The organism is Amycolatopsis roodepoortensis, assembly GCF_014873915.1.
Taxonomy (GTDB): domain Bacteria; phylum Actinomycetota; class Actinomycetes; order Mycobacteriales; family Pseudonocardiaceae; genus Amycolatopsis; species Amycolatopsis roodepoortensis.
Map to the genome: position 1 here is coordinate 1,299,180 of NZ_JADBEJ010000004.1, position 24,547 is coordinate 1,323,726.

General features: G+C 69.0%; 24 protein-coding genes and 1 tRNA gene. 10 read left to right on the forward strand and 15 right to left on the reverse strand.

Annotation, left to right across the window (positions count from 1 at the left end; genetic code table 11):
- Window positions 1-62: 62 nt before the first annotated feature.
- Both H4W30_RS16785 and H4W30_RS16790 read right to left on the reverse strand, forming a co-directional pair.
- Window positions 63-1,463, reverse strand: a complete 1,401-nt coding sequence (locus H4W30_RS16785) for a S1C family serine protease (RefSeq protein ID WP_192743655.1) — start codon at window positions 1,461-1,463, stop codon at window positions 63-65.
- Window positions 1,464-1,548: 85 nt separating this feature from the next.
- Entirely contained in the window at window positions 1,549-2,364 is an 816-nt protein-coding gene (locus H4W30_RS16790; RefSeq protein WP_225949361.1) for a DeoR/GlpR family DNA-binding transcription regulator, read from the reverse strand.
- Window positions 2,365-2,431: 67 nt separating this feature from the next.
- Here H4W30_RS16790 and H4W30_RS16795 point away from each other — a divergent pair, with 67 nt between their 5' ends.
- Window positions 2,432-2,803 carry a VOC family protein gene (locus tag H4W30_RS16795; RefSeq protein ID WP_192743656.1) on the forward strand — a complete coding sequence of 124 codons (372 nt, stop codon included), beginning with the start codon at window positions 2,432-2,434 and terminating at the stop codon, window positions 2,801-2,803.
- Here the strand turns inward: H4W30_RS16795 and lspA are convergent.
- From lspA to H4W30_RS16820, 5 genes are all read right to left on the reverse strand, one after another.
- Window positions 2,793-3,299 (reverse strand): signal peptidase II, encoded by a 507-nt coding sequence (gene lspA, locus H4W30_RS16800; protein ID WP_192743657.1) that lies wholly within the window; start codon window positions 3,297-3,299, stop codon window positions 2,793-2,795. The genes H4W30_RS16795 and lspA overlap by 11 nt on opposite strands.
- Before the next feature lie 22 nt (window positions 3,300-3,321).
- Window positions 3,322-4,746, reverse strand: coding sequence for a HAMP domain-containing sensor histidine kinase (locus H4W30_RS16805; RefSeq protein ID WP_126736830.1), 1,425 nt, complete (start codon window positions 4,744-4,746; stop codon window positions 3,322-3,324).
- Window positions 4,743-5,435, reverse strand: a complete 693-nt coding sequence (locus tag H4W30_RS16810) for a response regulator transcription factor (RefSeq protein WP_037340466.1) — start codon at window positions 5,433-5,435, stop codon at window positions 4,743-4,745. The genes H4W30_RS16805 and H4W30_RS16810 overlap by 4 nt, the downstream gene beginning before the upstream one ends.
- An 85-nt stretch (window positions 5,436-5,520) precedes the next feature.
- Window positions 5,521-6,135, reverse strand: a complete 615-nt coding sequence (locus tag H4W30_RS16815; RefSeq protein WP_192743658.1) for a trimeric intracellular cation channel family protein — start codon at window positions 6,133-6,135, stop codon at window positions 5,521-5,523.
- Window positions 6,135-6,788 (reverse strand): response regulator, encoded by a 654-nt coding sequence (locus H4W30_RS16820; protein ID WP_005155565.1) that lies wholly within the window; start codon window positions 6,786-6,788, stop codon window positions 6,135-6,137. The genes H4W30_RS16815 and H4W30_RS16820 overlap by 1 nt, the downstream gene beginning before the upstream one ends.
- A 360-nt stretch (window positions 6,789-7,148) precedes the next feature.
- Between H4W30_RS16820 and H4W30_RS16825 the strand changes: the two genes are divergently transcribed.
- Window positions 7,149-7,221 (forward strand) — tRNA-Arg (locus tag H4W30_RS16825).
- A gap of 97 nt (window positions 7,222-7,318) precedes the next feature.
- Window positions 7,319-7,993, forward strand: a complete 675-nt coding sequence (locus H4W30_RS16830; RefSeq protein ID WP_318780614.1) for a hypothetical protein — start codon at window positions 7,319-7,321, stop codon at window positions 7,991-7,993.
- A gap of 10 nt (window positions 7,994-8,003) precedes the next feature.
- Here H4W30_RS16830 and H4W30_RS16835 read toward each other — a convergent pair whose 3' ends face one another.
- The 5 genes from H4W30_RS16835 to H4W30_RS16855 all read right to left on the reverse strand — a co-directional run bounded on the left by H4W30_RS16835 (window position 8,004) and on the right by H4W30_RS16855 (window position 11,236).
- A complete protein-coding gene (locus H4W30_RS16835) occupies window positions 8,004-8,375 on the reverse strand; it encodes a hypothetical protein (protein ID WP_192743659.1) in 372 nt (123 codons plus the stop codon).
- Between the two features lie 77 nt (window positions 8,376-8,452).
- Complete coding sequence (locus H4W30_RS16840; RefSeq protein WP_225949363.1) at window positions 8,453-9,634, reverse strand: wnt family protein; 1,182 nt, start codon at window positions 9,632-9,634, stop codon at window positions 8,453-8,455.
- Window positions 9,631-9,927, reverse strand: a complete 297-nt coding sequence (locus H4W30_RS16845; protein ID WP_192743660.1) for a hypothetical protein — start codon at window positions 9,925-9,927, stop codon at window positions 9,631-9,633. The genes H4W30_RS16840 and H4W30_RS16845 overlap by 4 nt, the downstream gene beginning before the upstream one ends.
- A gap of 58 nt (window positions 9,928-9,985) precedes the next feature.
- Entirely contained in the window at window positions 9,986-10,705 is a 720-nt protein-coding gene (locus tag H4W30_RS16850; protein ID WP_192743661.1) for a hypothetical protein, read from the reverse strand.
- 144 nt (window positions 10,706-10,849) lie between these two features.
- Window positions 10,850-11,236 (reverse strand): cupin domain-containing protein, encoded by a 387-nt coding sequence (locus tag H4W30_RS16855; RefSeq protein ID WP_192743662.1) that lies wholly within the window; start codon window positions 11,234-11,236, stop codon window positions 10,850-10,852.
- A gap of 78 nt (window positions 11,237-11,314) precedes the next feature.
- Between H4W30_RS16855 and H4W30_RS16860 the strand changes: the two genes are divergently transcribed.
- Window positions 11,315-11,887: a TetR/AcrR family transcriptional regulator gene (locus H4W30_RS16860; protein WP_192743663.1), complete on the forward strand. Its 573-nt coding sequence runs from the start codon at window positions 11,315-11,317 to the stop codon at window positions 11,885-11,887.
- Here H4W30_RS16860 and H4W30_RS16865 read toward each other — a convergent pair.
- The gene (locus H4W30_RS16865) at window positions 11,864-12,334 is read right to left on the reverse strand and encodes an MOSC domain-containing protein (protein ID WP_192743664.1); all 471 of its coding nucleotides are present in this window, start codon (window positions 12,332-12,334) and stop codon (window positions 11,864-11,866) included. The two genes, H4W30_RS16860 and H4W30_RS16865, sit on opposite strands and share 24 nt — an antisense overlap.
- On the reverse strand, window positions 12,313-12,807 hold the full coding sequence (gene msrA / locus H4W30_RS16870) for a peptide-methionine (S)-S-oxide reductase MsrA (RefSeq protein WP_034305803.1): 495 nt from the start codon (window positions 12,805-12,807) through the stop codon (window positions 12,313-12,315). Before msrA ends, H4W30_RS16865 begins: the two co-directional genes overlap by 22 nt.
- A gap of 108 nt (window positions 12,808-12,915) precedes the next feature.
- Between msrA and H4W30_RS16875 the strand changes: the two genes are divergently transcribed.
- From H4W30_RS16875 to H4W30_RS16895, 5 genes are all read left to right on the forward strand, one after another.
- Window positions 12,916-13,242 carry a hypothetical protein gene (locus H4W30_RS16875; RefSeq protein ID WP_192743665.1) on the forward strand — a complete coding sequence of 109 codons (327 nt, stop codon included), beginning with the start codon at window positions 12,916-12,918 and terminating at the stop codon, window positions 13,240-13,242.
- Between the two features lie 87 nt (window positions 13,243-13,329).
- A complete protein-coding gene (locus tag H4W30_RS16880; RefSeq protein ID WP_192743666.1) occupies window positions 13,330-14,823 on the forward strand; it encodes a TIGR02677 family protein in 1,494 nt (497 codons plus the stop codon).
- Window positions 14,820-16,040, forward strand: coding sequence for a TIGR02678 family protein (locus tag H4W30_RS16885; protein ID WP_192743667.1), 1,221 nt, complete (start codon window positions 14,820-14,822; stop codon window positions 16,038-16,040). Before H4W30_RS16880 ends, H4W30_RS16885 begins: the two co-directional genes overlap by 4 nt.
- Entirely contained in the window at window positions 16,037-20,020 is a 3,984-nt protein-coding gene (locus tag H4W30_RS16890) for a TIGR02680 family protein (RefSeq protein WP_192743668.1), read from the forward strand. The genes H4W30_RS16885 and H4W30_RS16890 overlap by 4 nt, the downstream gene beginning before the upstream one ends.
- Window positions 20,021-20,107: 87 nt before the next feature.
- Window positions 20,108-23,086, forward strand: coding sequence for an AfsR/SARP family transcriptional regulator (locus H4W30_RS16895; RefSeq protein WP_192743669.1), 2,979 nt, complete (start codon window positions 20,108-20,110; stop codon window positions 23,084-23,086).
- Here H4W30_RS16895 and H4W30_RS16900 read toward each other — a convergent pair.
- On the reverse strand, window positions 23,083-23,502 hold the full coding sequence (locus H4W30_RS16900; protein ID WP_192743670.1) for a hypothetical protein: 420 nt from the start codon (window positions 23,500-23,502) through the stop codon (window positions 23,083-23,085). The two genes, H4W30_RS16895 and H4W30_RS16900, sit on opposite strands and share 4 nt — an antisense overlap.
- Window positions 23,503-23,629: 127 nt before the next feature.
- On the opposite strand from H4W30_RS16900, the gene H4W30_RS16905 reads away from it, so the two are divergent.
- Entirely contained in the window at window positions 23,630-24,484 is an 855-nt protein-coding gene (locus tag H4W30_RS16905) for a DUF4394 domain-containing protein (RefSeq protein WP_192743671.1), read from the forward strand.
- The last annotated feature ends 63 nt before the right edge of the window (window positions 24,485-24,547 follow it).

Sequence of the window (24,547 nt, forward strand, 5' to 3'; positions counted from 1 at the left end):
GCTGGGGGTTCGAGCCGGAGCTGGTCTCGGCCGCGCACTGCGGCCGAGCGTTTCTGGGATGGCTAGTTCGGCGTGACGGGCTGCCCGCCGAGGGTCACCTCGATGACCTTGTCCCCGCCGAGCGTGAACTTCACCTTGTCGTTCGGCGCCCTGGTGCGGATCTCGGCGACGAGCGCGTCCGCGTTGGGGATCGGCCGGTCGTCCAGCTTCGTCACGACGTCACCGGATTTGAGGCCTGCCTTCTCCGCGGGGCTGCCCGGCGAGATCTCACCGAGCTGCGCTCCACCGGTCGGCGCCGTCTGCACTCGCGCGCCGATGAAGGTCTGCGTCGCCTGGCCGGTGTTGATGATGTCGTCGGCCGTGCGGCGCGCCTGGTCGATCGGGATCGCGAAGCCGATGCCGACGTTGCCGCCGCTCTCGCCGCCCTGGCCCTGCGCGGACCTCGGGCTGTAGATCGCCGAGTTGATGCCGATGACCTGGCCCGCCATGTTCGCGAGCGGGCCGCCGGAGTTGCCGGGGTTGATCGCCGCGTCGGTCTGCACCGCCGACATCACCGTGGTCTGGTCGCCGTTGCCGCCGGCGCTCACCGGCCGGTTCAGCGCGCTGACGATGCCCGACGTGACCGTGCCGGCCAGCTCGAACGGCGAGCCGATGGCGACCACCGGCTGCCCGACGCGCAGGTCGTCGGAGCGGCCGAGCTCCACCGGGGTCAGGCCGCTGACCCCGCTGACCTTCACCACGGCGATATCCGTCGTGGGGTCGCGGCCGACGATGGTCGCCGTGCCCTTCTTGCCGTCCTGGAACACCGCCTGGATCTGCCCGCCACCGGCGGCGACCTCGACGACGTGGTTGTTGGTCAGCACGTAGCCGTCGGTGCTGAGCACGAAGCCAGAACCCTCGCCCGCACCCGACCGGCCGGACACCTGCAACTCGACCACGCTCGGCGACAGCTTCTGCGCCACGGATTCGACCGAACCGGCGGGCAGGTTGCCCGTCTGCTGGGCGGGCTTCGGCGCGTCGAGCGCGTTCACCGCCGAGCCGCCGGACGCGTCACCGGTCAGGTAGCCGACCGTGCCGCCCGCGACACCGCCGACGACCAGCGCGATCGCCGCGACACCGGCGAGCAGCTTGCCCGAAGTGGACTTCTGCGCCTGCCGCTGCTGCGGGACCGCGTACACCGACGGACCCGGCTGGGTGAACGGCGTCTGCTGGCCCGGGATCTGGTGCCCCTGCGTGGGCGCGTGCTGGGCCTGCGCCTGCGGGGACCACGGGTTGTACTGCTGCTGTTCCTGGGAGTAGGCCTGCTGCGCTCCGGTGTGCGGAGTGGCATGGCCGCCGAGGCCGGTCGCGTCGGGCTGCTGCGGCGCGGGCTGAGCCCAGTTCGCGCTCTGCTCCGCGTCCGGCTGAGCGACGGCGGGCCGCGCCTTCTCGGCGTCCTGGCCGCTGGGGTCGTTCTCGGTCATGTCTTCACCTTGCGGGATGGTCCTGAGAAGTTCCTGAGCCAATGCTGTGCATCGCACATGAGTATGGCGCCAACGGCCGCCGGCTTCACGCTTCTTCGGCTTCCGCCGTATCCACCGTTTCGGCGATCATCAGTTCACCCGCCTGCTCGGTGAGCGTTTCCCTTGCCCGGCCGGAAAGACCGTCGTCCGAGACGACGACGTCGGCCTCTTCGAGCCCGGCGATCGTGGAGATGCCGACGACGCCCCATTTGGTGTGGTCGGCCAGCACGACCAGCTTGCGGCCCGCTTCGACCAGCGCGCGGTCGGTCTCGGATTCGGTGAGGTTCGGCGTGGTGAACCCGGGCCCGTCGGCCATCCCGTGCACGCCGAGGAAGACGACGTCCAGGTGCAGCGACCGCAGGCTCTGCACGGCGACCGGCCCGACGAGGGCGTCCGACGGGGTGCGGACGCCGCCGGTGAGCACCACCGTGCGATCCGGCTGGTTCGCGCCGCGCAGCACGTCGGCGACCTGGATGGAGTTCGTGACGATCGTCAGGCCGGGGACCTCGTCGAGCGCCCTCGCCAGCGTCCACGTGGTGGTGCCCGCGGAGACGCCGATCGCGGTGCCCGGCCGGACCAGCCCGGCGGCGAGCGCGGCGATGGCCTCCTTCTGCGCGCGCTGTCGCACGGATTTGGCCTCGAAACCGGGCTCGTCGGTGCTCTTGCCGACGACGGAGGTGGCGCCGCCGTAGACCTTTTCGACCAGGCCGCGGCCGGCGAGCACGTCGAGATCGCGGCGCACCGTCATATCGGACACGCCGAGCCGCGCGACGAGGTCGCTGACCCGGACCGCCCCGGTCCGGCGCGCCTCCTCGAGGATCACCGCCTGTCGCTGCCGCGCGAGCACAAAATCCTCCTCCATCAACTACACAAAATCCTACGCGATCAAACATGGCGCGACGAGCCGAGCGGGCTGTCACCATGAGGCCATGGCCAGGCTTCGCGACGTCGTCTTCGACTGCCGTCATCCGGCTTCGCTCGCCCGTTTCTGGGCGGCCGCGCTCGACGGCTACGAAATCGCAGCCTATGACGAAGAAGAGCTTGATCGCCTTCGTTCGCTGGGATTTTCGGGCCCCGAGGACGACCCTTCGGTATTGGTCGAAGCGGCGTCGGGGCCGCGGCTCTTCTTCAATCTGGTGCCGGAATCGAAGACCGTCAAGAACCGGGTGCACCTGGATCTGACGGGCGACAGCGTCGAACGGCTCGTCGCCTTGGGTGCGCACGTACTCGCGCGTGCCGAAGACGGCTTGGTCGTGCTCGCGGATCCGGAAGGGAACGAGTTCTGTCTCGTTACTCCTTGACGCCCTCGATCGGGACGCCGCGGAAGCTCAGCACGAAAAGCGAGACGGCGCCGAAGAACAACGCGATGTCGGCGACGTTGCCGACGAACCAGCCGTTGTAGTCGATGAAGTCGACGACGTGGCCGCGCGCGAAGCCGGGCTCGCGGAACAACCGGTCCCCCAGATGCGTCGTCGCGCCGCCGAGCAGCAACCCGAGCGAGATCGCCCAGCCCGCCGAGCGGACCTTGCGGGAGATCCAGAGCAGCGCGACCACCGCGACCGCGGCCAGGATCGCGAAGATCCAGGTGGAGTTCGCGCCCAGCGAGAACGCCGCGCCCGGGTTGTAGAGCAGCCGGAACCGGATGAAGTCGCCGATCACCGGGATCGGCGCCCGGTCGGTGAGGGCGTCGACGGCCCACCATTTGGTCAGCTGGTCGGCGGCCAGCAGCACCGCGGCCACCAGCAGTGTCCACAGCAGACGGCGGGGCGGAAGCTCAGGCGCGTTCTCGGTGCTCATCACCCGTCAGAGTAATCACCCGTCAGGCCGGGGCTCCCGGGAGCCGCAGCGTCATCAACGCGCCGCCAGTGGACGCGCGGCCCGCGTAGACGTCGCCGCCGTGCCGCTGCGCCGCGTGCTGGACGATGGCGAGGCCGAGACCGGAACCGGGCAGCGTCCGCGCCTCCGACGAGCGATAGAAGCGGTCGAACACCTTCGGCAGATCCTCGTCGGCGATGCCCGGCCCGGAATCTTCGACTTCGAGCACCGCGGTGCCGTCGCCGACCGGGTACAACCGGACCCCGACCGTCGATCCCTCCGGCGAGAACTTCACCGCGTTGTCCAGCAGGTTCAGCACCGCGCGTTCCAGCGCGCTGGTGTCGCCGGTGAGCACCCACGGCTGGAGCGAGACGTCGAACTCGATCTCGCCCGCGCGGCGGCGCGCCCTGTCCAGCGCGCGCTCGACCACGTCGACCATCTCGACCCGCTCGTGCTCGATCCGCGGCTCGTCCTGGCGCGCCAGCTCGACGAGGTCGCCGATCAGCTGGGTCAGCTCGTCGAGCTGGCCGCGGATGTCGGCCTCGATGTCGCTGCGGTCCTCGTCGGACAGCGTCCGCGCGCCCGGCCTGCTCGCGGACAGGAGCAGCTCCAGGTTCGTGCGAAGCGACGTCAGCGGGGTGCGGAGCTCGTGGCCGGCGTCGGCGACGAGTTGCCGTTGCCGCTCCTGCGATTCGGCGACCGTGCCCAGCATCGTGTTGAAACTCTGGGTGAGGCGGGCGAGTTCGTCGTCACCGCTCACCGGGATCGGCCGCAGGTCACCGGTGGTGGCGACACGTTCCGCCGCCGACGTGAGCCTGTCGACCGGCCGCAGGCCCGCTCTCGCGACGGCCGTTCCCGCGGCCGCCGCGACCAGGATCCCGGCGCCGCCGATCAGGAACAGGACCACCGAAAGCTCGTTCAGGGTGCGCTTCGTCGGCCCGAGCGACTGCGCGAGCACCATCGCCTGGCCGTCGCCCTGCGGGAGGGCGACGACGCGGCTGTCGGTCCTCGGGTCGGTGCGCAGGGAGAACGCCTTGTCCCCGGAGGCGACCGCGATCTCGTCCTCGCCGTACGGCGGGCGGCTCCCGGACTGCGGATAGGTCAGCCGGACCTTCTCCCCGACCGTCAGCTGGCCGATCTGCAGGTCCGCGCTGGCGAGGAAGGCGCCGGGCACCTGCTGCAGTTCGGTCTGCACCTGGGGCGATTCGACCGCGGCCTGCGCGCGGGCGAGCAGGTTGTCGTCCACCTGCTGGTAGAGGTTGTCGCGCACGACGAGGTACGCGCCGAGCGACACCAGCGCCACCGCGCCGGCCACCGAAGCGGCCGCGAGCAGCGTCACCCGGCCTCGGAGCGAGAACCGCCGCGTGCCCCAGCGGTCGCCGCGCGGATCCTTTTCGGACACGTCGACGACCGGGACCGGTTCGGTCACGGCGGGGTTTCCCTCAGGACGTAGCCCACTCCCCGCACCGTGTGGATCAGCCTCGGTTCGTTCCCAGCCTCGGTCTTTCGGCGCAAATAGCCGACGTAGACCTCCAGCGCGTTGCCCGACGTCGGGAAGTCGTATCCCCACACTTCCTCCAGGATCCGGCTGCGGGTCAGAACGTGCTTCGGGTAGGAGAGGAACAGCTCCAGCAGGGCGAATTCGGTCCTGGTGAGACTGATCTCCCGCCCGGCCCGGCGCACCTCGCGCGTCCCCGGGTCCAAGGTGAGGTCCGCGAACGAGAGGACCTCGGCGTTCTGTCCGGCCTGCGGATCCGGGATCGCCCGGCGCAGAAGCGCGCGAAGGCGCGCGAGAAGCTCTTCGAGTGCGAAGGGCTTCGGCAAGTAGTCGTCGGCGCCCGCGTCGAGGCCGGACACCCGGTCCGAAACTGTGTCCCGCGCCGTGAGGACGAGAATGGGCAGGTCGTCACCGGTGCTTCGCAGCCGCCGGGCGACCTCCAGGCCGTCGAGCCGCGGCATCATCACGTCGAGGACCATCGCGTCGGGTCTGTTGGCGATGATCGCTTCCAGGGCCTGCGCGCCGTCCCCGGCCAGCTCCACCTGGTAGCCGTTGAACTCAAGGGATCGCCTGAGTGATTCACGGACGGCCCTGTCGTCGTCCACTACGAGGATGCGCATGGCGACAGTCTTACGCAGAGTGCTGAGACTCGCCTAAGAACACACACAGAACCAACAAAGGAAATCCGGCGATCCGGAAGACGTTTCAGCCGGTCTCGGGCCCTTTTGCAACGGGTGCGTTCCATCTCCGCCACAAAGCGAGCATCCGGACCCCCACCACGGCGGCGGCTGCTACCACCGTCACCGGCCCCGGCGGCAGTCGCAGAGCGTGACCGATGACGACGAGCACAGCCCCCGCGAGCGCCGCGACCGCGTAGATCTCCTTCCGCAGCACGAGCGGGATTTCCCGCAGCAGGAGATCACGCACAGCGCCGCCGCCGATACCCGTCGTCATGCCGATCAAGCACGCCGCGTAGGGAGTGGCGCCCGCGTTCAACGCGATCGTGGTCCCCGCCGTCGCGAACACCCCGAGCCCGAGCGCGTCGGCGAGCAGCACCGCGCGCCGCAACTTCGCGATCTGCGGATGGAAGACGAACACAACCAGCGCCGTCCCGCCGCAAACGGCGAGATACGGCCACGTCCGCAGGGTCGTGGGCGGCGTTATCCCGAGCAGGACGTCACGGATGACCCCGCCGCCGAGCGCGGTCGTCAACCCGACGACCACGACCCCGAAGACGTCCAACCTGGCCCGCACCGCCGCGAGAGCCCCCGAAGCGGCGAACGCGATCAAGCCGAGGAACTCGAGCGCGGTGAGGATCATTACTGGTCGAGCAGGCCACCGCGGTAGGCCAGCAGCGCGGCCTGCACCCGGTTCGCCGCGCCGATCTTGGACAGGACGGCCGAGACGTAGCCCTTGACCGTGGCCTCGGACAGGTGCAGGCGCCCGCCGATCTCGGCGTTGGACAATCCCTGCCCGATCAGCCCGACGACCTCACGCTCCCGCTCGGACAGCGACGCGAGCAGCTTGCGCGCCGGCTGCGCGGCCCGCTGCTCGTCCCGATGCGACTGCACCATCCGCGCCGCGACCCCAGGGTCGAGCACCGCGCCGCCGCGGGCCAGATCGCGCACCGCCCTGAGCAGCGCCGCCGGGTCGATGTCCTTCAGGAGGAAGCCGTTGGCCCCGAGCCTGAGCGCGAGACTGACGTAGTCGTCGATGTCGAACGTGGTCAACATGGCCACGGTCGGCGGATCCGGCAGGGCGAGGATGGCCCGCAGCGCGCGAATACCGTCGTCGGGCGCGCGCATCTTGATGTCGAGCAACGCGACGTCAGGGTGGTACCTCCGGGCGACCTCGACCGCTGATCTCCCGTCGCTCGCCTCGCCCACGATCTCGATATCGGCAGCACCCGACATCATGGCACGCAGGCCCGAACGGACCAGTTCCTCGTCGTCGGCGAACATGAGCTTGATCAACGAAGCCCTCCGGCAGCCGGGGGAGCGGCGTCTCGCGTCCCGTTAACGAAGATTACCTACTGTTGTTCAGGGTTTCGAAACCAGACACGTACGAGTGACCCGCGCGGGTCATCTGTGTCGATCTAGGCGTCGATTCAGACCCTGTTTTGCTGGGCTTGAGTGTCGCTGCTCGGGGGTGGATCCGCAGGTCGAGTGTCACTGGACGGCCAGTGTCGCTGTCCGGCCGCCTGGTGCCGTGGCCCTGCCGCAACCGCCGTTCGGGGTGTTCATCAAGCCTGCCGCTTGGTCCGCCCGGGTGTGACTTGCGACCTCACGCTCGGGCGGCTCCGGTCACCCGGTAGGCTGCGCCTGGCAGTACATGCCCTCGTAGCTCAGGGGATAGAGCACCGCTCTCCTAAAGCGGGTGTCGCAGGTTCGAATCCTGCCGGGGGCACATCACTGAACTGATTGCCCGATCGGCGGCAGCCAGACAGCTTCCTCTTACGTAGCCTCTCTTCGGGAACGTGCCCATGGTCGCGGAGGGTGGAATAGTGGGCCGACGAATCGGCGGGGCGGGCGGCGGTTCGGATCCGGGAAAAGGCAAGGGCGCGGGAACGCTTGTCGCGGCGACCGCATTCGTTCTCGTTGTCGCGGGGGGCACGACCGGAGCGATCAGCATCGGCGGCGGAACAACCGGAAGCGGCACCGCGGTCGACAGTGCCTTCTCACGCGATCTGAACACTCGCAAGAATGAAGGCAAGAAGTCCGCCAAGAAAGGGAGAGCGGACGAGGCATGGAATCGTCTTGGCTTGCGATCAATCAAGAAAACCCTGAAGAGCGATTTCAAATGCCTTGCTGCGTCCACTGACAAGATCCGGGAATTCCTCCTGCGCACACCATGTGAGTCGCTCACCCGATCTCTGCTACTGGTCGGCGACGACCGCGGCAACACCGCGACGATCTCGGTCGCCTGGGTCTCCTTTCGCGACCGAGCCGACGCAACGGCCTTCGAGCGAGTGGAAAGGGTTCATGGAAACGGCGACATAAAACCGCTGGCCGCCACGGCGCTGAACCTGGCCGACGTCCGCTTCACCGGACACCACTTCGACTCCCGTCGAGACGGCCGTGTGGTGACTGTGGCGGAAGCGGAGATTATGAACGGCCACCTCGACAGCACTGATCTCGATGCACTGACCGAAGTCGCGGTTTGGCTTCCGAAACCCTGACGCGCTCTGATCAGCCGCCTGCGGGGCGCCCGTCCGGGTCCGTCATCGTGATCGCCCCACCCTGCGCCCGCAGCACCACATCGGCCCGGTACTTCCCCTCCCCAAGAGCGGCGAGCGTGCCGAGGCTGACCATCCGCGTGGTGGCACCGTCCCGATCGAACACCAGCAGGTTGCCGTCCTGGACGTAGTCGCCGCTGTGCGTGCCATCGCCCTCGACCGTGACGGGACGGCCGAGTTCGCGTTCGATTCGCGCGCCTGAAGCGGGGCCGGTAAGGATGTGCACCGACGTCCAATCGCCGGGCGCCAGTTCCTTGAGCGGGCGTGAGCCGCCTGTCCTGGCGAGGTCGCCGATCGTTTTTTCGAGACCTTCGTCGAATTCCACTGTCACTCCTGGGGTGCTCGTGCCGCAGCCCGCCACGAGGGCGAGTAGGGCGAGCAGAGTCACTATCAAGCGCATGGTCAGTATTGGTCCGGATACGCCGACGGGTCGCCGGGGTCGTGGTCGTCGTTGCGCCCCGGATTGTCCGTGGGCCAAGGCTTGTTCTTGGTTTCGCGGGTCTCGCCTGGAGGCGATTCGTTGGACGATACCATTGTGTCGTTCTTGTCGATGACCACCATTTTGCCGTCCTTGACGGCTTGTTCGATCAGGTTCGCCATCTGCTCGGGACTTGCGTCCGGGTTGGCCCGGGCGATCGCGCGGCCGACTTCGTTGTTGTGCAGGTCCATGGCCACCGGGACGTGGTGGCTGCTCGGGTTCCGCTCGTGCGCCGTGGCGAAGTCGCGGGCCCATTCTTCTCCGTACCGCTGCGTCATCATCGCGTTCCAGTAAGCGTGGCGGAACGCGTCCGCGTGGCCGTCGGTCAGGCCTTTGCCCTCGAACTTTCCTTCGGCGACGTGCAGGGCGTCCTGCCGGATGTCGGCGAATTCCTTGAGTCCGAGCAAGCCCTGGCGCATCTGCAGATCGTCGAGCAACTTGGCCTCGGACTGGGTGATCTTCTCCTTCGAGAAACCCGCCCGTTCCGCGAGCCAGCCGGTCAAGCCGCTCGGCCACACTGTCGTGCCATCTGTTTTGACCTGGTATTTCGCCAGGAGATCGCGGTGCCGCTGTTCATCGGCGATACGATCTTCGCCCGCCGCGGCGGCAGCGGCCAACGTCGTCGCGCCGGCGTCACCGATCTCGCCGGCCATGATGCGCTGAAGCACGGAATTCAGTTCGGCGTCGATCTGGCCGGCGCGGGCCAGAATGGCTTCCACCTCGACCTGCACCAGCATGCTGGAGAGAAACCCACCGGCGTTTTCCGTCTCGACGACCTTGCCGTTGTCGATCCGGAAACCGTTCTTCGCGGCGAAATCCTCGGTCGTCTCGACACTGCGCACCAAATCGCGCACCGCCTGCTCGGTGTCGTCGATGATCTTCACGGCCGCGGACAAGCGCGCCGCCAGATTCTCGAGTTCCTGGCATCGGGCGCGAAGGTTCTCGGCCGCCGCGTCCGCCGCTTCACCGGCCCACCCGGCGGGTTTGGCGCCGTCGATCTCGTCCTGCAAACCGAGCACCTGGCGGTTCTGTGCGGCCAAGTGGTCACCGATCTGCCCTATCCCGTCAGCCTTCCACTGGCTGACCTCGGCCCAGGTGACCATCATCGACCACCTGCCCCGTCGAATTCCTGTTCACCGGCGTCGTCTCGAATTCGGTACGCGGTCGCGGCGGTGGTCAGCGATGCCGCGTAGGAATCCACTCCTTTCGCCCAGACACCGATCGAGTTCTCCCAATGTGGACCGAGCTCGGCGGCGGTCTTCGCCGACTCGGTTCCGGTCAACGCACCGGAAAGCGCCGCCACCCGTTCCAGATCCAGCTCCCGAACGATTCCTGCGGCACGCTTTGCCTGATCAGCCGCGTCACGCAGGGCTTTTGGATCAGCTTCGAACCCCGTCATTTACCCCTCCCCGCGGTTTGAGGCTACTTGTCCTGTTTGAGAGGTTCAAGGGTTCGATTCAGTCGGCAGTCACCGAAGTTTCCGCCGACGGCAAAGCGGGCAGGAGCCCTGGAACCGCGTCAGGTTGCCTGCCGTGGAAATCGGCGTGGTGGAGCCAGCCTTGCGGCAGCCAGCCACCCGTCACCAGTTGCGGATGCTGCCGATGCTGATCGAGCGCCCAGCTGATGAACACCAGCTCCGCATAGTCCGACTGCAGAAGCCGCGAAATGGGGCCTTTGGTGCTCTCTCCCGTGAAATGCAAAGTCGCCGGGGCCACGATGCTCGCCGAGGTGATAGCGCTCCAGTGCCACCTGAGCACCTGTGGCGTGTACATGTAGAAGCCGTAACTGCTGACATAGAGGGAACCCCGGGTCATCGGCACCCACCGGGGCACCGCGGCCGCCTGTGCGGCCGTGCGTGCCCGAGACTTGGCGACCGCTCCGCCGATCAGCGAGCCGGCGACCAAACCCAGCCCCACCGCTCCAGTGCCGAAGACCATGGGCGTATTGACTTGCCAACTCCCGTCCCCCAGCGCTCGAAACTCGGATAGAACGAATTGACCTACCGCCCACAGCCGTTCGTCATCCGCGTTGACCGCCGGAAAGGGAGCGAGCACTTCGGGGGTCTGACTGAGATCGTGGCCGCCCGCCAGCATGGCCGCGAGATAGCAGGTGTAGCGCAGCACCTCGTCGCGATGGGTCCACGGAGGAGGGCCGCTTGCTTTCGTTTTCTTCCCCATTCCGAACCCCCTTCGGCGATCAACGTACGCAGCAGGATAGCAATAGGTCACGAGCTCGGATCAGGGATTCCAGGTACGCCTGGCGGGTGTAGAAATCATATGAATCCGCAATAGACAGCGACCGATACCACGATTTCCGAAACTTCAGGCCTGATGGAAGTCGTCGAGACGATGCGCCTCGACTGAAGACTCCGTGGCGGCCAGCCAATGCGGATAGGTGACATAGACCAGTTCCGTGTCCTCCTCCGCCACGTAGACCACCTCGGTGCCGGAACGCAGGTAGATAACCTCACCAGCCCGAGCCGTCACCGAACCCGAAGGGCCCTCGACGGTGAAAACCCCGGAAGTGATGACGAGAGCCTCGTCGTAGGTCATCTTCCACGGGTTCTTCTCCCCCTTTCCGTAGCGGGCGAAGCCGACGGACATCGCCGCGCCGCTGTCTTGCGCGAGGACGTCGGCCAGGAAGATCTGCTGGTCGAGCCGCTGGAACCAGGTCGAAGCGTCATCGCTCGTGAACTGTTCGACGGACATCCGGGTCTCCTTAAGTGGAAGTTTCTCCACTTAGTTAAGTGGAGAAAGTTCCACTTGTCCACCGGTTAGGCTCATCAGGTGCTTCCCATCGCAGGATCCGGGCCGGTAGAGCGGGCGGACGCGGCTCGCAACCGGCAGAAGATCGTCCGCGCGGCTGCCAAGCTCGTTGCGGCCAAAGGGATCGACGGGCTCGCGTTGGACGAGGTCGCGGCGGAGGCGGGCGTCGGGATCGGGACCGTGTATCGGCGCTTCCCGGACAAGGGCGCGTTGGCGCAGGCGCTGCTCGACGAGAACGAGCGCGAGTTCCAGGAGGCGTTCATCAGCGGGCCACCGCCACTGGGGCCCGGAGCGCCGGCGGCCCAGAGGCTCAGGGCGTTTCTCGAAAAGTACGTCGACAGGCTCGAGACCCACGGTGAACTGCTGATGGTCGCGGAGACCGAGACGCCGATGGCCCGGTTCGTGACCGGCGCGTACCGGCTGCACCACGGTCACCTGGTCGCGCTACTGACCGAGATCGAGCCGGAAGCGGACGCACACTTCCGGGCCGACGCGCTGCTCGCACCACTGGCGGCGGCGCAGTACGTCTACCAGCGGCAAAGCATGACGCCGGAACAGATCAAAGCGGGACTAAGAGATCTCTACAGGGCCTAACCGAAGCACGCCGTCGTCCAGCGGCACGCACCGCTTCCCGCCACGGCCCCGCAAAGCACGGAAAGTGCCCGGAGGGTAGACGACGTCCATCCAAGCGCACGGGTTCGCGGGCCGGTGCACCTCGAAGCGAACGGGACCATCGCCCGAGTCCAGAGTCACCACCGAACCCCGCGGCAGAGCGTCCACGTCGAAGCCCGAGAGCACGATGTTCCGCCGGGCCAGCAGCGGATCACCAGGCACGGACGCAGAGAAGAGCGTGACCGCGGCCGAGCGATGCGCGGGGTGGTTGAAGTACCGGTCCCCGACCAGCCCCAGTCCCGCGCGCACCTCGACGTGGTCGCGCGAGACCGGGGACGGATCAGGGCGCGGCCCCGAGGAGGGACGGCCCTCGTACGCATGCACCGAAGAGACGTGCAGCGCGACGATCAGCGCTCGCCGAGCTGCCATTCCGGCCGCACGTAGTGGCAGGTGTAGCCGTTCGGGATGCGCTCCAGGTAGTCCTGATGCTCGGGTTCGGCCTCCCAGAAGTCGCCGGCCTGGGTCACTTCGGTGACCACCTTGCCCGGCCACTTGCCGGAGGCGTCGACGTCCGCGATCGTCTGCTCGGCGACCTGCTTCTGCTTGTCGTCGGTGTAGAAGATCGCGGACCGGTAGCTCGTGCCGATGTCGTTGCCCTGGCGGTTACGGGTCGTCGGGTCGTGGATCTGGAAGAAGAACTCCAGGATCTGCCGATACGACAGCTGGGCCGGGTCGAAGACGATCTCGATGCCTTCGGCGTGCGAGCCGTGGTTGCGGTAGGTCGCGTTCGGCACGTCGCCGCCGGTGTAGCCGACCCTGGTGGAGACGACCCCGGGGTGCCGGCGGAACAGGTCCTGCATACCCCAGAAGCAGCCGCCCGCGAGAACAGCCTTTTCCGTCACTGTGGATCTCCTTCGGTCGTTGACACCCAGTACAACGTGTCGCACCGTCCCTGTCATCCCCGTCCGAGTGTGACGGAACGCTTACGTCCACCGTGCGTCTCACGGTAGGTGAAAACCCTGCTCGCGGTCCTCGTCCTCCTCCTGGCCAGCTGTGCGACGGCCCCGCCAAGCCCGACGCCCGAGGACGCCTTCCGGTTCGGCGGGATCTCAATGCCTGCCAGCGGCAAGGTGCTGGAGACGCAGCACGACCGGGGCATCGACTCACGCTACGTCGTCGTCCTCACCCTTCCGGCCGAGGACGTGCCCAAGCTGCTCGAAGCGTCGGGCTTCGCGCCCGAGGTGATGAACGACGACCGGGTCGTCGAAGGGCGTCACGTCTACCGCAAGGTCACCGTCGAGGGGACGACTGTGCGCCTGGAGATGTTCAGAACGTGAGCACGCTGCGTGAAAAAGACGGTCCGTTCGGACTCGTCTGGGTGACCCCCTAACGTGTAGCTCCACGCACCAGCCGCCGGAGGACGCATGGATCCGATCCGTGTTCCGCCCGAGATGTTCCGTTTCACCGACGGCAGCAGATCCGGGCTCCCCCTGGCGATCCTGCACGCCTTCGGCGAGGCGAACGAGCGGCTGGAGACGGCGCTCGGGATCGACGACGTCCGCACGAGACTGCGTGGTGTCGGCTGGCTGGAGACGCTGGCAGACGAAGACCTCGTCAAAGCGCTGGACCAGCTGCGCGAACAAGGCCACGTCGACGTCGTCCAGAGTCACGCGGGCGACTACCGGACGGCGTCCGAGTACGAGCGCCGCAATCTCCAGTACTCGCTGAGCCGGCAGGGCGAAGCGGCGTACGCGGGGGTTGTCCGCGCGAACGAGGTGCTCAACGCGTCCGGGGCGCTCCAGACGGCGACGCTCGAGGCGCTGGGTGAGCGGCTCGGCGAGCTCGTGAAGCAGCTCGAAGACGGCACGGACCGGCGCGTGTTCAGCACGCTCACCGAAGTCGAGAGCCACCTCGAAGCGTTCCGCGACAACACCAAGCGCTTCAACGGCGACCTCCAGCGCCTCCTTCACGCCGAAGCCGACCGCGCGACGTTCCACGAGGTCAAGGCGGCCACGGTCACGTATCTGCAGGAGTTCCTGAACGACCTGGAACATCACACGCACACGATCGCCACCCGCATCAAGGAGATCGACGATCACGGCGTTGAGCGCGTGCATCGGCGGGCGCTCAACGGGGCGTCACTGCCGAACCCCGACCCGCGCTGGCTCGACGTCCACAAGGCGCGCTGGGACGGCCTCCGCGCGTGGTTCCTGCCCGAAGACGGGGCGACGCCGCGGGTCGAGGACCTCCACAACCTCGCGCGGCGCGCGATCATCACGCTTCTTCAGGTACTGGACCGGATCACCGAATCGCGGCGGCGCGCGAGCAGCGCGGTCGCCGATTTCCGCGAGCTGGCGCGATGGTTCACCGTCGTCCCGGCGCAGGAAGACCTGCATCGCCTGTGGTCCACGATGTTCGGGCTGAGCTCCGCGCGGCACGCGCACCTCGCCCACGCGGACCCGGAAGTGGTCAGCACGACGGCGTCGTGGCTCGACGCGCCGCCGGTCGAGGTGTCCGAACTGCTTCGCTCCGCGGGCCGTACCGAGCGCTTCACCAGGACAGGCCGGATCCGCGACGTCAGCGCGATCAGAGCCGCGAGAGCCGAAAAGGCACTGCAGGAACGCGCGGAACTCGAAGCGGCGTGGAACATGCTCGACACCGGCGGCGTCGTGCGGCTTTCGGCGTTCGAGAAGCTCGACCACAGCGTTTTCGAGCGGCTGCTCGACCTGCTGGGGCAGGCGCTGGGCAGTGCCGTCGGCGCGGACGGCACCCGGCGGAGCACGACGTCGGACGGCCAGATCGAGATCGTCCTGCGGCCGCCGCAGAACGGCGCGGTCGCCCGCCTGACCACCACGAGCGGTGTCTTCCGGGGCCCCGACTTCGAAATCGAGATCAGTACGGCCGGAGGCGGTGCGTGAGCCTCACCAACCAACTGGTCATCGCGGAACGCGAAGAGGTCGCGCGCGGGATCCGGGCCCTGCTGGCCACCCCGCTGATCGGCGAACGCGGTTCCCCCGAGACCTTCGACCTCATCCGCCGCCGCCGCGAGCCCATCCGGCAGTGGTTCGACTACTACTGCGGCTGGACGCTCACGGTCGAACCGCGGCTCGGCTACGCCCGGCTGGTCAAGGTCCGCGCGGCCACCGATCCCACGCGCCCGGCGCGGCGGCTGCGCTCCGGGCGTGCCGCGTTCGACCGCCGCCGCTACGTCCTGCTGTGCGTGGTGGCCGCCGAACTGCTGACCGTGCCGGTGACCACCATCGGCCTGCTCGCCGGCCGCGTCGCGCAGGCGAGCGCCGCCGACGACCTCGTCACCACCTTCGACGTCGCCACCAGGGCGGAGCGTCTGGCGTTCGTGGACGTCCTCAAGCTGCTGGAGTCCTACGGCGTGCTCGAAACCGCCGACGGCGATCCTGAGTCCTTTGTGGACGATCCCGCGGCGAAGGTGCTGTTCCGGGTGGACGCGACCCTGTTGCTGCGGCTGCTCGCCGCACCGGTCGGACCGTCGCAGCTGCAGGTGCCCGCCGACGACGTCGCGCTTCGGTTCGAGGAACTGCTGGAGGCGGTGTCGCACGAGCAGCGCTACGGCCTCTCGTCCGGCCGCCACGAGGACACGCCGAGCGCGTCGGACGTCCAGCGGAACCTGTGGCTGCGGCACACGGTCTTCCGCCGTCTCGTCGACGACCCGGTGCTGTACTTCGCCGAACTGACCGCGGAAGAGCGCGCGTACCTCGGCACGCCGACCGGGCGCCAGCTGCTGCGGCGAGCCGCGGAGCAGGGCGGTTTCGTCCTCGAAGAACGCGCGGAGGGCGTGCTGCTCGTCGACGTCGACGGGCTGGCCACCGACGAGCGGTTCCCGGACGACGGAAGCAACGCCAAGGTCGCCGCGCTCCTGCTGCTCGACGCGCTGGACGAGCCGCGGACCATCGATTACCTGCAGAAGGCCACCGCCAAACTGCTGAAACGCTTCCCGCGCTGGGCCAAGACGTACCGGGGCAGGGACGGGGTGCGGCGGCTGACCGTCGACGCGCTCGCCGTGCTGACCGGTTTCGGCCTGGTCCGCACCGAAGCCGAACTCGTCCGGCCGCTCCCGGCCGCCGCGAGGTACACCGACCGCACCGAGGAGGCGCCGTGACCGTGACGAGGTGGATCCCCTCCCGTGCGGGCATTCTCAACATCTGGCGCTACTACGACGAGATCTTCGAGTTCCACGACGGGCGCCTGCTGCTGCGCGGCCCCAACGGGAGCGGGAAGTCGAAGGCGCTGGAGCTGCTGCTGCCGTTCCTGTTCGACGCGAGCCTGCGCGCCAACCGGTTGTCGACCTTCGGCACCAGCGAACGCAGCATGCACTGGAACCTGATGGGCGAAGGCGCTTCCGGCGCCACGCGCGTCGGGTACGTGTGGCTCGAATTCGGCATGGCCGGCGAGAAGTGGTTCACCTGCGGCGCGCGGCTTCAGGCCAGCACGCACACCAGCACGGTGCACGCCGACTTCTTCACCACCGATCTGCGGGTGGGCGACGGCTTACCGCTGGTCAACGAAGCGGGCCAGCCGCTGACCAAGAACGCGCTGGAGGAAGCCCTCGGCGAACACGGGACCGTGCACGACGGCGCGGCCGAGTACCGCGCGGCGATCCGCGCGAAACTGTTCCCCACCTTGAGCGAACAGCGCTACGACGCGCTGATCACCGCGCTGCTCCAGCTGCGGATGCCCAAACTCTCGCAGCGGCTCGACCCGAGCCTGCTGTCCAATCTGCTCTCGCGCGCGCTTCCGCCGTTGGGGCAGCAGGAGATCGCGGACCTCGCCGAGGGATTCGAGCGGCTCGACGCGCAACGCGAACGGCTGGGCTCGCTGGAGACCGAGGTCGACGCGACCCGCGCGCTCGCCGCACGGCAGAAGACCTACGCCCAGCGTGTGCTGCGCGCGGGCGCCGCGAACCTCATCACCGCGACCACCGAACTCGACGAACTCGCCGCGGCCGCCCGCCGTTCCGCCGAGGAGTACGACGAGGTCGCCGCGAAGAAAGAAGCCGCCGAGGAACTGGCGGCGAAGCTCGAAAAGGACGTCGAGGAGACCGAAGCCCGCCTGTCCGGGCTGACCGAATCCGAGTCGTACCGCAAGGGCCAGGAGCTCGACAAGCTGCGGCAACGGGCCCTGTCCACGCGCGAAAAGGCCGAGGCGCTGCGTGCGGACGCGGATCGGCTCCGCGCCGAGGCGGACGCCGACGAGGAGCGCTCGCGGACGGCGAAGCAGGCCGCGAAACGGCAAGCCGACCTCGTGCGCTCGCTGGAGACCGAGGTCCGTGCCGCCGCGACCCGCGCGAACCTTGCCGGGGTGCACGACGAACTCGTCGCCGGACTGGGTGAGCCGTCCCGGCTCCGTCCGTTGCTGCAGGCCGCCGTGCGCGGCAAGCGCGAACAGGTCGAGACGCTCGGCCGGGCGCTGGACAAGCATGAACGCGCGGTCGGTCGGCGTCATCAGGCCGAGGCGGATCTCGACCGGGCGCGGTCGGATTTCTCGGCCGCGCAGGAACGAGTGGACCTCACGACGGCGACGCGGGAGCTCGCGCTGAGCGATCTGCGCACCCGGCTGGCCGAATGGGCGATCGGCTGCCGCGAGCTGCGATTCCCCGACGTGGAGGCGGTCGTCCGGGACGCCGAGGCGGAGGTCTCCCTGCTGGGCAGGCTTGGCGCCGTCGCCGAGACCGTGCTTGAAGACATCATCCGGCGGGAGGCGGCGACCGGTGTCGCGCTGGCCGCCGCACGCGCCGAGCACGACGAATTGCTCGTCGAGGCCGGCGTGCTCGAAACGGAGGACGTCCTCGCGCCCGAGCCGCCGCGTACTCGCACGACGGACCGGGCCGAAATGAGCGGCGCGCCGCTGTGGCGGCTGGTCGATTTCGCGGGCTCCGTCCCGGAAAGCGCCCAGGCGGGGATCGAGGCCGCGCTCGAAGGCGCCGGTCTGCTGGACGCCTGGGTGAACTCCCACGGCGTCGTCGACGGACACGACGTGCTCGCCGAAACCGGGACGCTGCCGGTGGCCACCGGCCGCTCGCTCGCCGACGTCCTCGTCCCGGAACTCGACGCGGAGCTTTCCCCGGCGAAGATCCGCCGGATCCTGGAAGTGATCGCCTTCGACGACACGCTCCCCGCCGGACCCGCCGCCATCGGCGCCGACGGCGCATGGCGGATGGGTGGCCTGTCGGGCAGCTGGACGAAGGACGCTCCGGCGTACATCGGCGCCTCTGCCCGCCTCCGCGCGCGGGAGCGCCGGATCGCCGAACTGCGGGACAAGATCTCCCTTGGCGAGAAGACCATCGCCGAGCTGGAGGGTGAGATGGCCGCGCTGCGCGGCAGGCGCGAGCTGATCAAGATCGAACGCGCCGCCCGCCCCAGCCACGAAGATCTCCTTGCCGCGACGGGAGAACTGACCGCGGCCGAGGCCGAGCTGACCGCCGCCGACGCCGCCGTCCGGCATCTGGAGTCCGCCGTCTCCGCGCTGGAGATCGAGGCCAAGACCGCGCTGCACGAGCTGACCGCCCAGGCTTCCGAGAGCGGACTGCCGACCGAACGCGCGCCGCTGGCCGCGCTCGCCACGGCCCTGCGGACCTACTCCGACCAGGGCGAGAACTGGTTGTACGAGCACGGGAACCTGCTCACCGCGAACCAGCGGGCCGAGCTGTGCGCCGAGCAGGCGAACCGGTCGGAGGCGAACGCGGCCCGGCGTGAGGACGAGGCTGCCGAAGCGGAGGCCGAACGCGTCAAGCTCACGGCGATGCTCGAAGCGATCGAAGGGACCGCGGGCAGCGGCCAGCGCGAGGTGCTCGCCGAAATCGACGGGCTGCGCACGAAACTGCGGGAGCTCTCGGCCGAACTCCGCGCCGCGAACGCCGACGCCAAGGAGCTCGCGGTGTCGCTGGGCGCGCTCGGCGTCCGCCGCACGACCGACGCGCGGGCCCGCGAGGACGCCGCCAAGAAGCAGGACGCGGCCGCGCTCCGGTTCCGGAAGCTCGCGACCGGCGTCTTCCCCGCCGACGGCGGGATCGAGGACCTGCCGAAGTTCCAGGCCACCCTGTCCGCCTCCGAAGGGGTGCGGTCGGCGCTCGAAACAGCCCGGCTGGTCGCCGCGGCTTGGCCGTCGGTGCCGCACGCGCCGAGCAACCTCGGCGAGGCGCTGCACCGGCTCTCCGAAGCCGTGCACACCTGCCGGAACACGCTCAGTTCGCGGGCGGAACTCGACCTGGAGACCGACGAGGACGTCCAGATCTTCACCGCCGTCGTCGACGGGCTGCGGGTCGGCGCGGCCGAGCTGCTGAAGATCCTTTACGCGGAGGCGGAACAGAGCAGGCACGAGATCACCGACCGGGAAAGCGACCTGTTCGACAAGACGCTGACCGGCGACACCCGCCGCCATCTCGCGGCCCGTATCCGGCAGGCCAACGATCTCGTCGACGGGATGAACGCGCGGCTGGAACGCGTGCGGACCGCGTCGAGGGTGGCCGTCCGGCTGGTCTGGCAGGTCTCCCCTGATCTGCCGCCGGGCACCAAGACCGCGCGGGATCTGCTGCTGAAGGATCCGGACCAGCTGACCGCCGAGGATCGCGGGTCCCTGCACAAGTTCTTCCGGGAACGCGTCGAGCAGGCGAAGGCGGACGACACGGCGACCAGCTGGGAACAGCAGCTCGCGCAGGTCTTCGACTACACGTCCTGGCACCGGTTCGTGGTCAAGGTGGACCGCGCGAACGGGGCGGGCTGGCAGCTGCTGACCAAGAAACTGCACGGCGCGCTTTCCGGTGGGGAGAAGGCGATCGCGCTGCATCTGCCGCTGTTCGCCGCCGTCGCCGCGCACTACCAGGCCGCGCCCGAGGCGCCGAGGGTGATCCTGCTCGACGAGGTGTTCGTCGGCGTCGACACGACCAACCGGGGGCAGGTGTTCGGCCTGCTGTCCGAACTCGACCTCGACCTGATGCTGACGTCGGACCACGAATGGTGCACCTACGCCGAACTCGGCGGCGTCGGGATCCACCAGCTCATCACCGGCGGCGACGGCGACGACGCGGTCACCACGGCCCGGTTCACCTGGAACGGTCACGACCTCGCGCCGGCCGCACATTAGCCTGAGCGGCCCCAAAGGCTGGCGCAGCGGGGTTCTTTCCGCCGTTCGTCCTTGTGCGGCGCGGAACCGCTCGCTACGTTCCTGCCGGTGGCTGTGCGGATCCAGGTACTGGGCTCGCTGCGCGTCTGGCTGGCCGGGACGGAAATCGAGCTGGGCCCACCGGGTCGCCGTGCCGTCCTGGGTCTGCTCGTGCTCGCCGGCGGCGAGGCGATGTCCAAGCAGGAACTGGTCGACGCGCTGTGGGGCGGGCGGCCGCCGCGCAGCGCGGTGAACGTCCTCCAGACGCACGTCAAACATCTGCGGCGGCTGCTGGAACCCGACCGTCCGGCGCGGTCCGGGAGCGAGATCCTGCCACACGCCGGCGGCGGCTACGCGGTGCGCTGGGACGCCGTCGAGATCGACCTGCCCCACGTCCGCGGGCTCGTCACCGAGGCGAACGACGCCCTGCGCGACGGCGAGACCGGCCGTGCCGCGGCGCTGTTCGGCGAGGCCCTGCGCTGGTGGCGTGGCCGGCCGCTGGCGGATATCCCTTCGCTCGCGACACATCCGAAAGTCTTGGCGTTGCAGGCGGAACGTCGTGCGCTGCTCGCCCGCTACGGCGACGCGATGCTGGCGATCGGCGCCGCCGACGAGGTACTGGCCGAATTGGCCGAAGCCGCGGCGGATCAGCCGCTCGACGAGCCCGCGCAGGCCCGGTTGATCCGCGCCTATCACGGCGCTGGTCAGCGGGCGACGGCTTTCCGGCTCTACCAGGAGGTTCGGCAGCGGCTCGTCGAGGAGCTGGGCGTCGAACCCGGTCCGGAACTCGCCGCGGCGCACGCCGCGCTGCTCGAAGACGGGGAACCGCTCCCGGCGCCGCGTTCCACCGCACGGGTCCCCCGGCAGTTGCCCGCCGAACCGTCCGGGTTCACCGGCCGGGCGGCCGAACTGTCCATTTTGGATCAACTGGTGCCCCGCACCGGAAGCAGCGGCGGCGCGGTGGCGCTCGTGGCCGTCACCGGACCGGCGGGCGCCGGGAAGACCGCGTTGGCCGTGCACTGGGGCCACCGCGTGAAGGACCGGTTCCCCGACGGGCAGTTCTACGCGAACCTGCGCGGCCATTCCGCCGGCGCGCCCGCTACGGCGCTCGAAGTACTCACCCGGTTCCTGGCCGCGCTGGACGTCCCCGCCGAACGCCTGCCCGCGGACACGGAGACCGCGTCCGCGCTGTACCGGACGCTGATGACCGACCGGAAAGCGTTGGTGGTGCTGGACAACGCCGTCGACGTCGATCAGGTCCGGCCGCTGCTGCCCGCCGGGCCGGGATGCCTGGTGCTGGTCACCGCGAGGGACCGGATGGCCGGGCTGGTCGCCCTCCACGGCGCCCGGCGGCTCACGCTGGGCATGCTCGAACCCGGCGAGGCGCTGGACCTGCTCGCGCGGGTGCTCGGCCCCGAATGGGTCCGGGCCGAGCGCGAAGCGGCCGCCGAAGTGGCCGGTCTGTGCGCGTATCTGCCACTGGCGCTGAGGATCGCCGCGGCCAACCTCGCCGAAGGTGGCATCGAGGACTACGTCATCGCGCTGCGCAAGGGCAATCTGCTCGGCGCGCTGACCGTGCCGGGCGACGAGCAGATCGCCGTCCGGACCGCCTTCGACCTGTCCTACGCGGCCCTTCCCGCCGAAACGCGACGGCTGTTCCGGCTGCTGAGCCTGGTGCCGGGCAACGACATCGGCGTCGAAGCGGTCGAGATCCTGACCGGCGAGGAGCGGGCGGGGCCGATGCTGGACACGCTCGCGAGCGCGCATCTCGTCGAACAGCACGCGCCCGGCCGCTACCACTTCCATGACCTGCTTCGCCGCTACGCCGCCGACCGCCTGCGGGAATCCCCGGCGGAGACCGGATCCGCCCGGCGCCGCCTGCACGAGTGGTATCTGCGCGGAGCCGACCAAGCGGCGAAAATCGTTTACCCGCACATGTTCCGTATGCCGCTTTCGGTACCGGACGGGCCGGTTCCCGCCGCGGCCAAGGAGAACGCGGCGGAGTGGCTGGAGACCGAACTGGGCAACCTCGTCGCCGTCGTCGAGGATGCGCCGGGTCCGGTGGCCTGGCTGCTGGCCGACTCGCTGCGTGGCTACTTCTGGCTGTCATCACGCCAGGTGGAGTGGCGGGCGGCCGCCGGGGCCGCGCTGGCCGCCGCTGAGGAGGACGGTGATCTCCGAGCCCGCGTGTCCGCCCGATTCAGCCTGGCGGACCTGGGTTTCCGCCAAGGTCGGTACCGGGAGGCCGTCCGGCACCACACCGGGGCGCTCATGCTCGCCCGGCGGGCCGGGTGGGTGGAGGCGCAGGCCGCGGTGCTGGGCAACCTCGGTTGCGTGTACTGGCAGTCGGGACGGCTTCCTGCCGCGGCGGTGCGGTTCTCCCGGGGTCTGGAGCTGAGCAGACGCGCCGGAAGCCCCGCCGGGGAAGCCGTCGCGCTGGGCAATCTGGGGCTCGTCCACTGGGAGATGGGGGATCTTGCCGGGGCGGCCGGGCACTACGTCCGTGCGCTGCGCCGGTATCGCGGGATCGGCTCGCGTTACGGGGAGGCGATCAACCTGTCCAACCTCGGGCAGGTGCAGCACGCCCGCGGCCGGGTCAGCGAAGCGGCCGGCCTGCTCGCCAAGGCCCTCGCGCTGCATCGTGAGGCTGGGAACCGTGCCGGGGAAGCGGAAACCCTCGGCAGGCTCGCCTCGGTGTACTGCGATCTCGGCCGTCTCACCGACGCGCTCGATCACGCGCGCGAAGGGCTGCGGCTCGCACGGGAGACCGGTGAACCGCGCGGTGAGGGCGAGGCGCTCGTCGCGCTCGCGGGCGTGCATCAGCGCGTGGGGCATCGGCAGGACGCCGTCCGCCGGTATCGGCAGGCGCTGGCCCTGCTGCGGGAGAGCGGCGATCGGTACCCCGAGATCGACGCGCTCATCGGGCTCGCCACCGCGACCGGCGACCTCGGGCAGGCCCGCCGGGCGCTCGCTCTCGCCGAGCGGGCGGGGTATGGCGCGTTGCGGAAACAGGCGGCGGCCGCGATCGAAGCGATCCTGCGGGCTTAAGCCGCAATGTCGCTGCTGGTGTCGTACGCGCCCGTCGGGTGGAAGTTGACGACGACCCACGGGTTGACGCCGTGTTCCTTACCCGCGCCGTCCTGGCAGGAGAACTCGCTCATGTCGAACGCGCTCCACGCCTCGCTGTCCGGTGTTTTCGTCAGCGACTCCTCGATCCGGCCGGCCCAGCGACAGGCCGGACTGTGCACCCGCGCCGTCACCGACGGCTCGGCCCAGCGGATCGTCCCGCCGTCCGCGCACCACGAAAGGTCGAACGTGTAGGTCCATCTGCCCGGGTCTTCGAGCACCACCGGCTTGATGACCTTGACACCGGTAGCGCATTCCGGAGTTGCTTCAGCGGGCGCGGTGATCGTGAAACCGGAGCAAAGGATCATCGAGCAGGCAAGGACATTCTTGACTCTCATCGTTCCACTGTTCCGCCGGTCCTTCGCGCCCGCAAGCCGCCGGACGCCGGATCCAATCGACGTCCAATGCCCGTCCAGTGCCGCCGAATAGCTTGTGCTCGCACAGTTTCCGCTGAGGGGAGTACGGATGAGGGCACGACTCAAGAAGGTCATGACCACGGTGGCCGTCACAGCGACGCTGGTCGTCGGGACCGCGACCGCCGTCTCGGCGCAGCCTGCCGGGCTGCGGGCGTTCGCGATCTCGTCGGACGGCAAGCTGATGGCCACCTACTGGACCGCCCAGCCCCAGGTCCTCGACTGGGTGCGGCTCGTACAGGGGCTCACCTGCGGGGAGACCCGGCTGATCGGGATCGATTTCCGGGTACAGAACGGTTTGCTGTACGGCGTTGGCGAGAAAGGCTGTATCTACACGATCAAATTCCCGCCCGCGGCCCCCGACGTCGTCGTCACGAAGGTCTCGCAACTGAGCGTTCCGTTGTACGGCACGAACTTCGGCGTCGACTTCAACCCGGCCGCCGACCGGCTGCGGGTGATCAGCGACTACGGCCAGAACCTGCGGCACAACCTCGCCGACCACGTCACGGTCGAGGACACCGTTCTCACCACTCCGCCGGCGGGCGGGCCGACCAGAGGCGTCACGGCCGCCGCCTACACGAACAACGACCTCAACCCCGACACCGCGACCACGCTGTTCGACATCGGCACGGTGACCGACCAGGTGCTCGTTCAGGCGCCCGCCAACGCCGGGTTCCTCAGCCCGACCGGCGCGCTCGGCGTCGACACCGGGCCGATCGCGGGTTTCGACATCTACAGCGACCTGACCAACGGCAAGACGACTTCGGTGAGCGCGTTCGCCGTACTCAATCCTGCCGCCGGGCCGTCGACGTTCCATTCGGTCGATCTACTGACCGGCGCGGCGACGAAGATCGGCGATTTCCCTTTGCCTGTCGGGGATATCGCTGTCGCGCTCGATACGAACTGAGCGGGAACGCCGCTGTCCGGTTTTAGCCGGACCGGACAGCGGCGATTTATTGTCGGTGGCAGG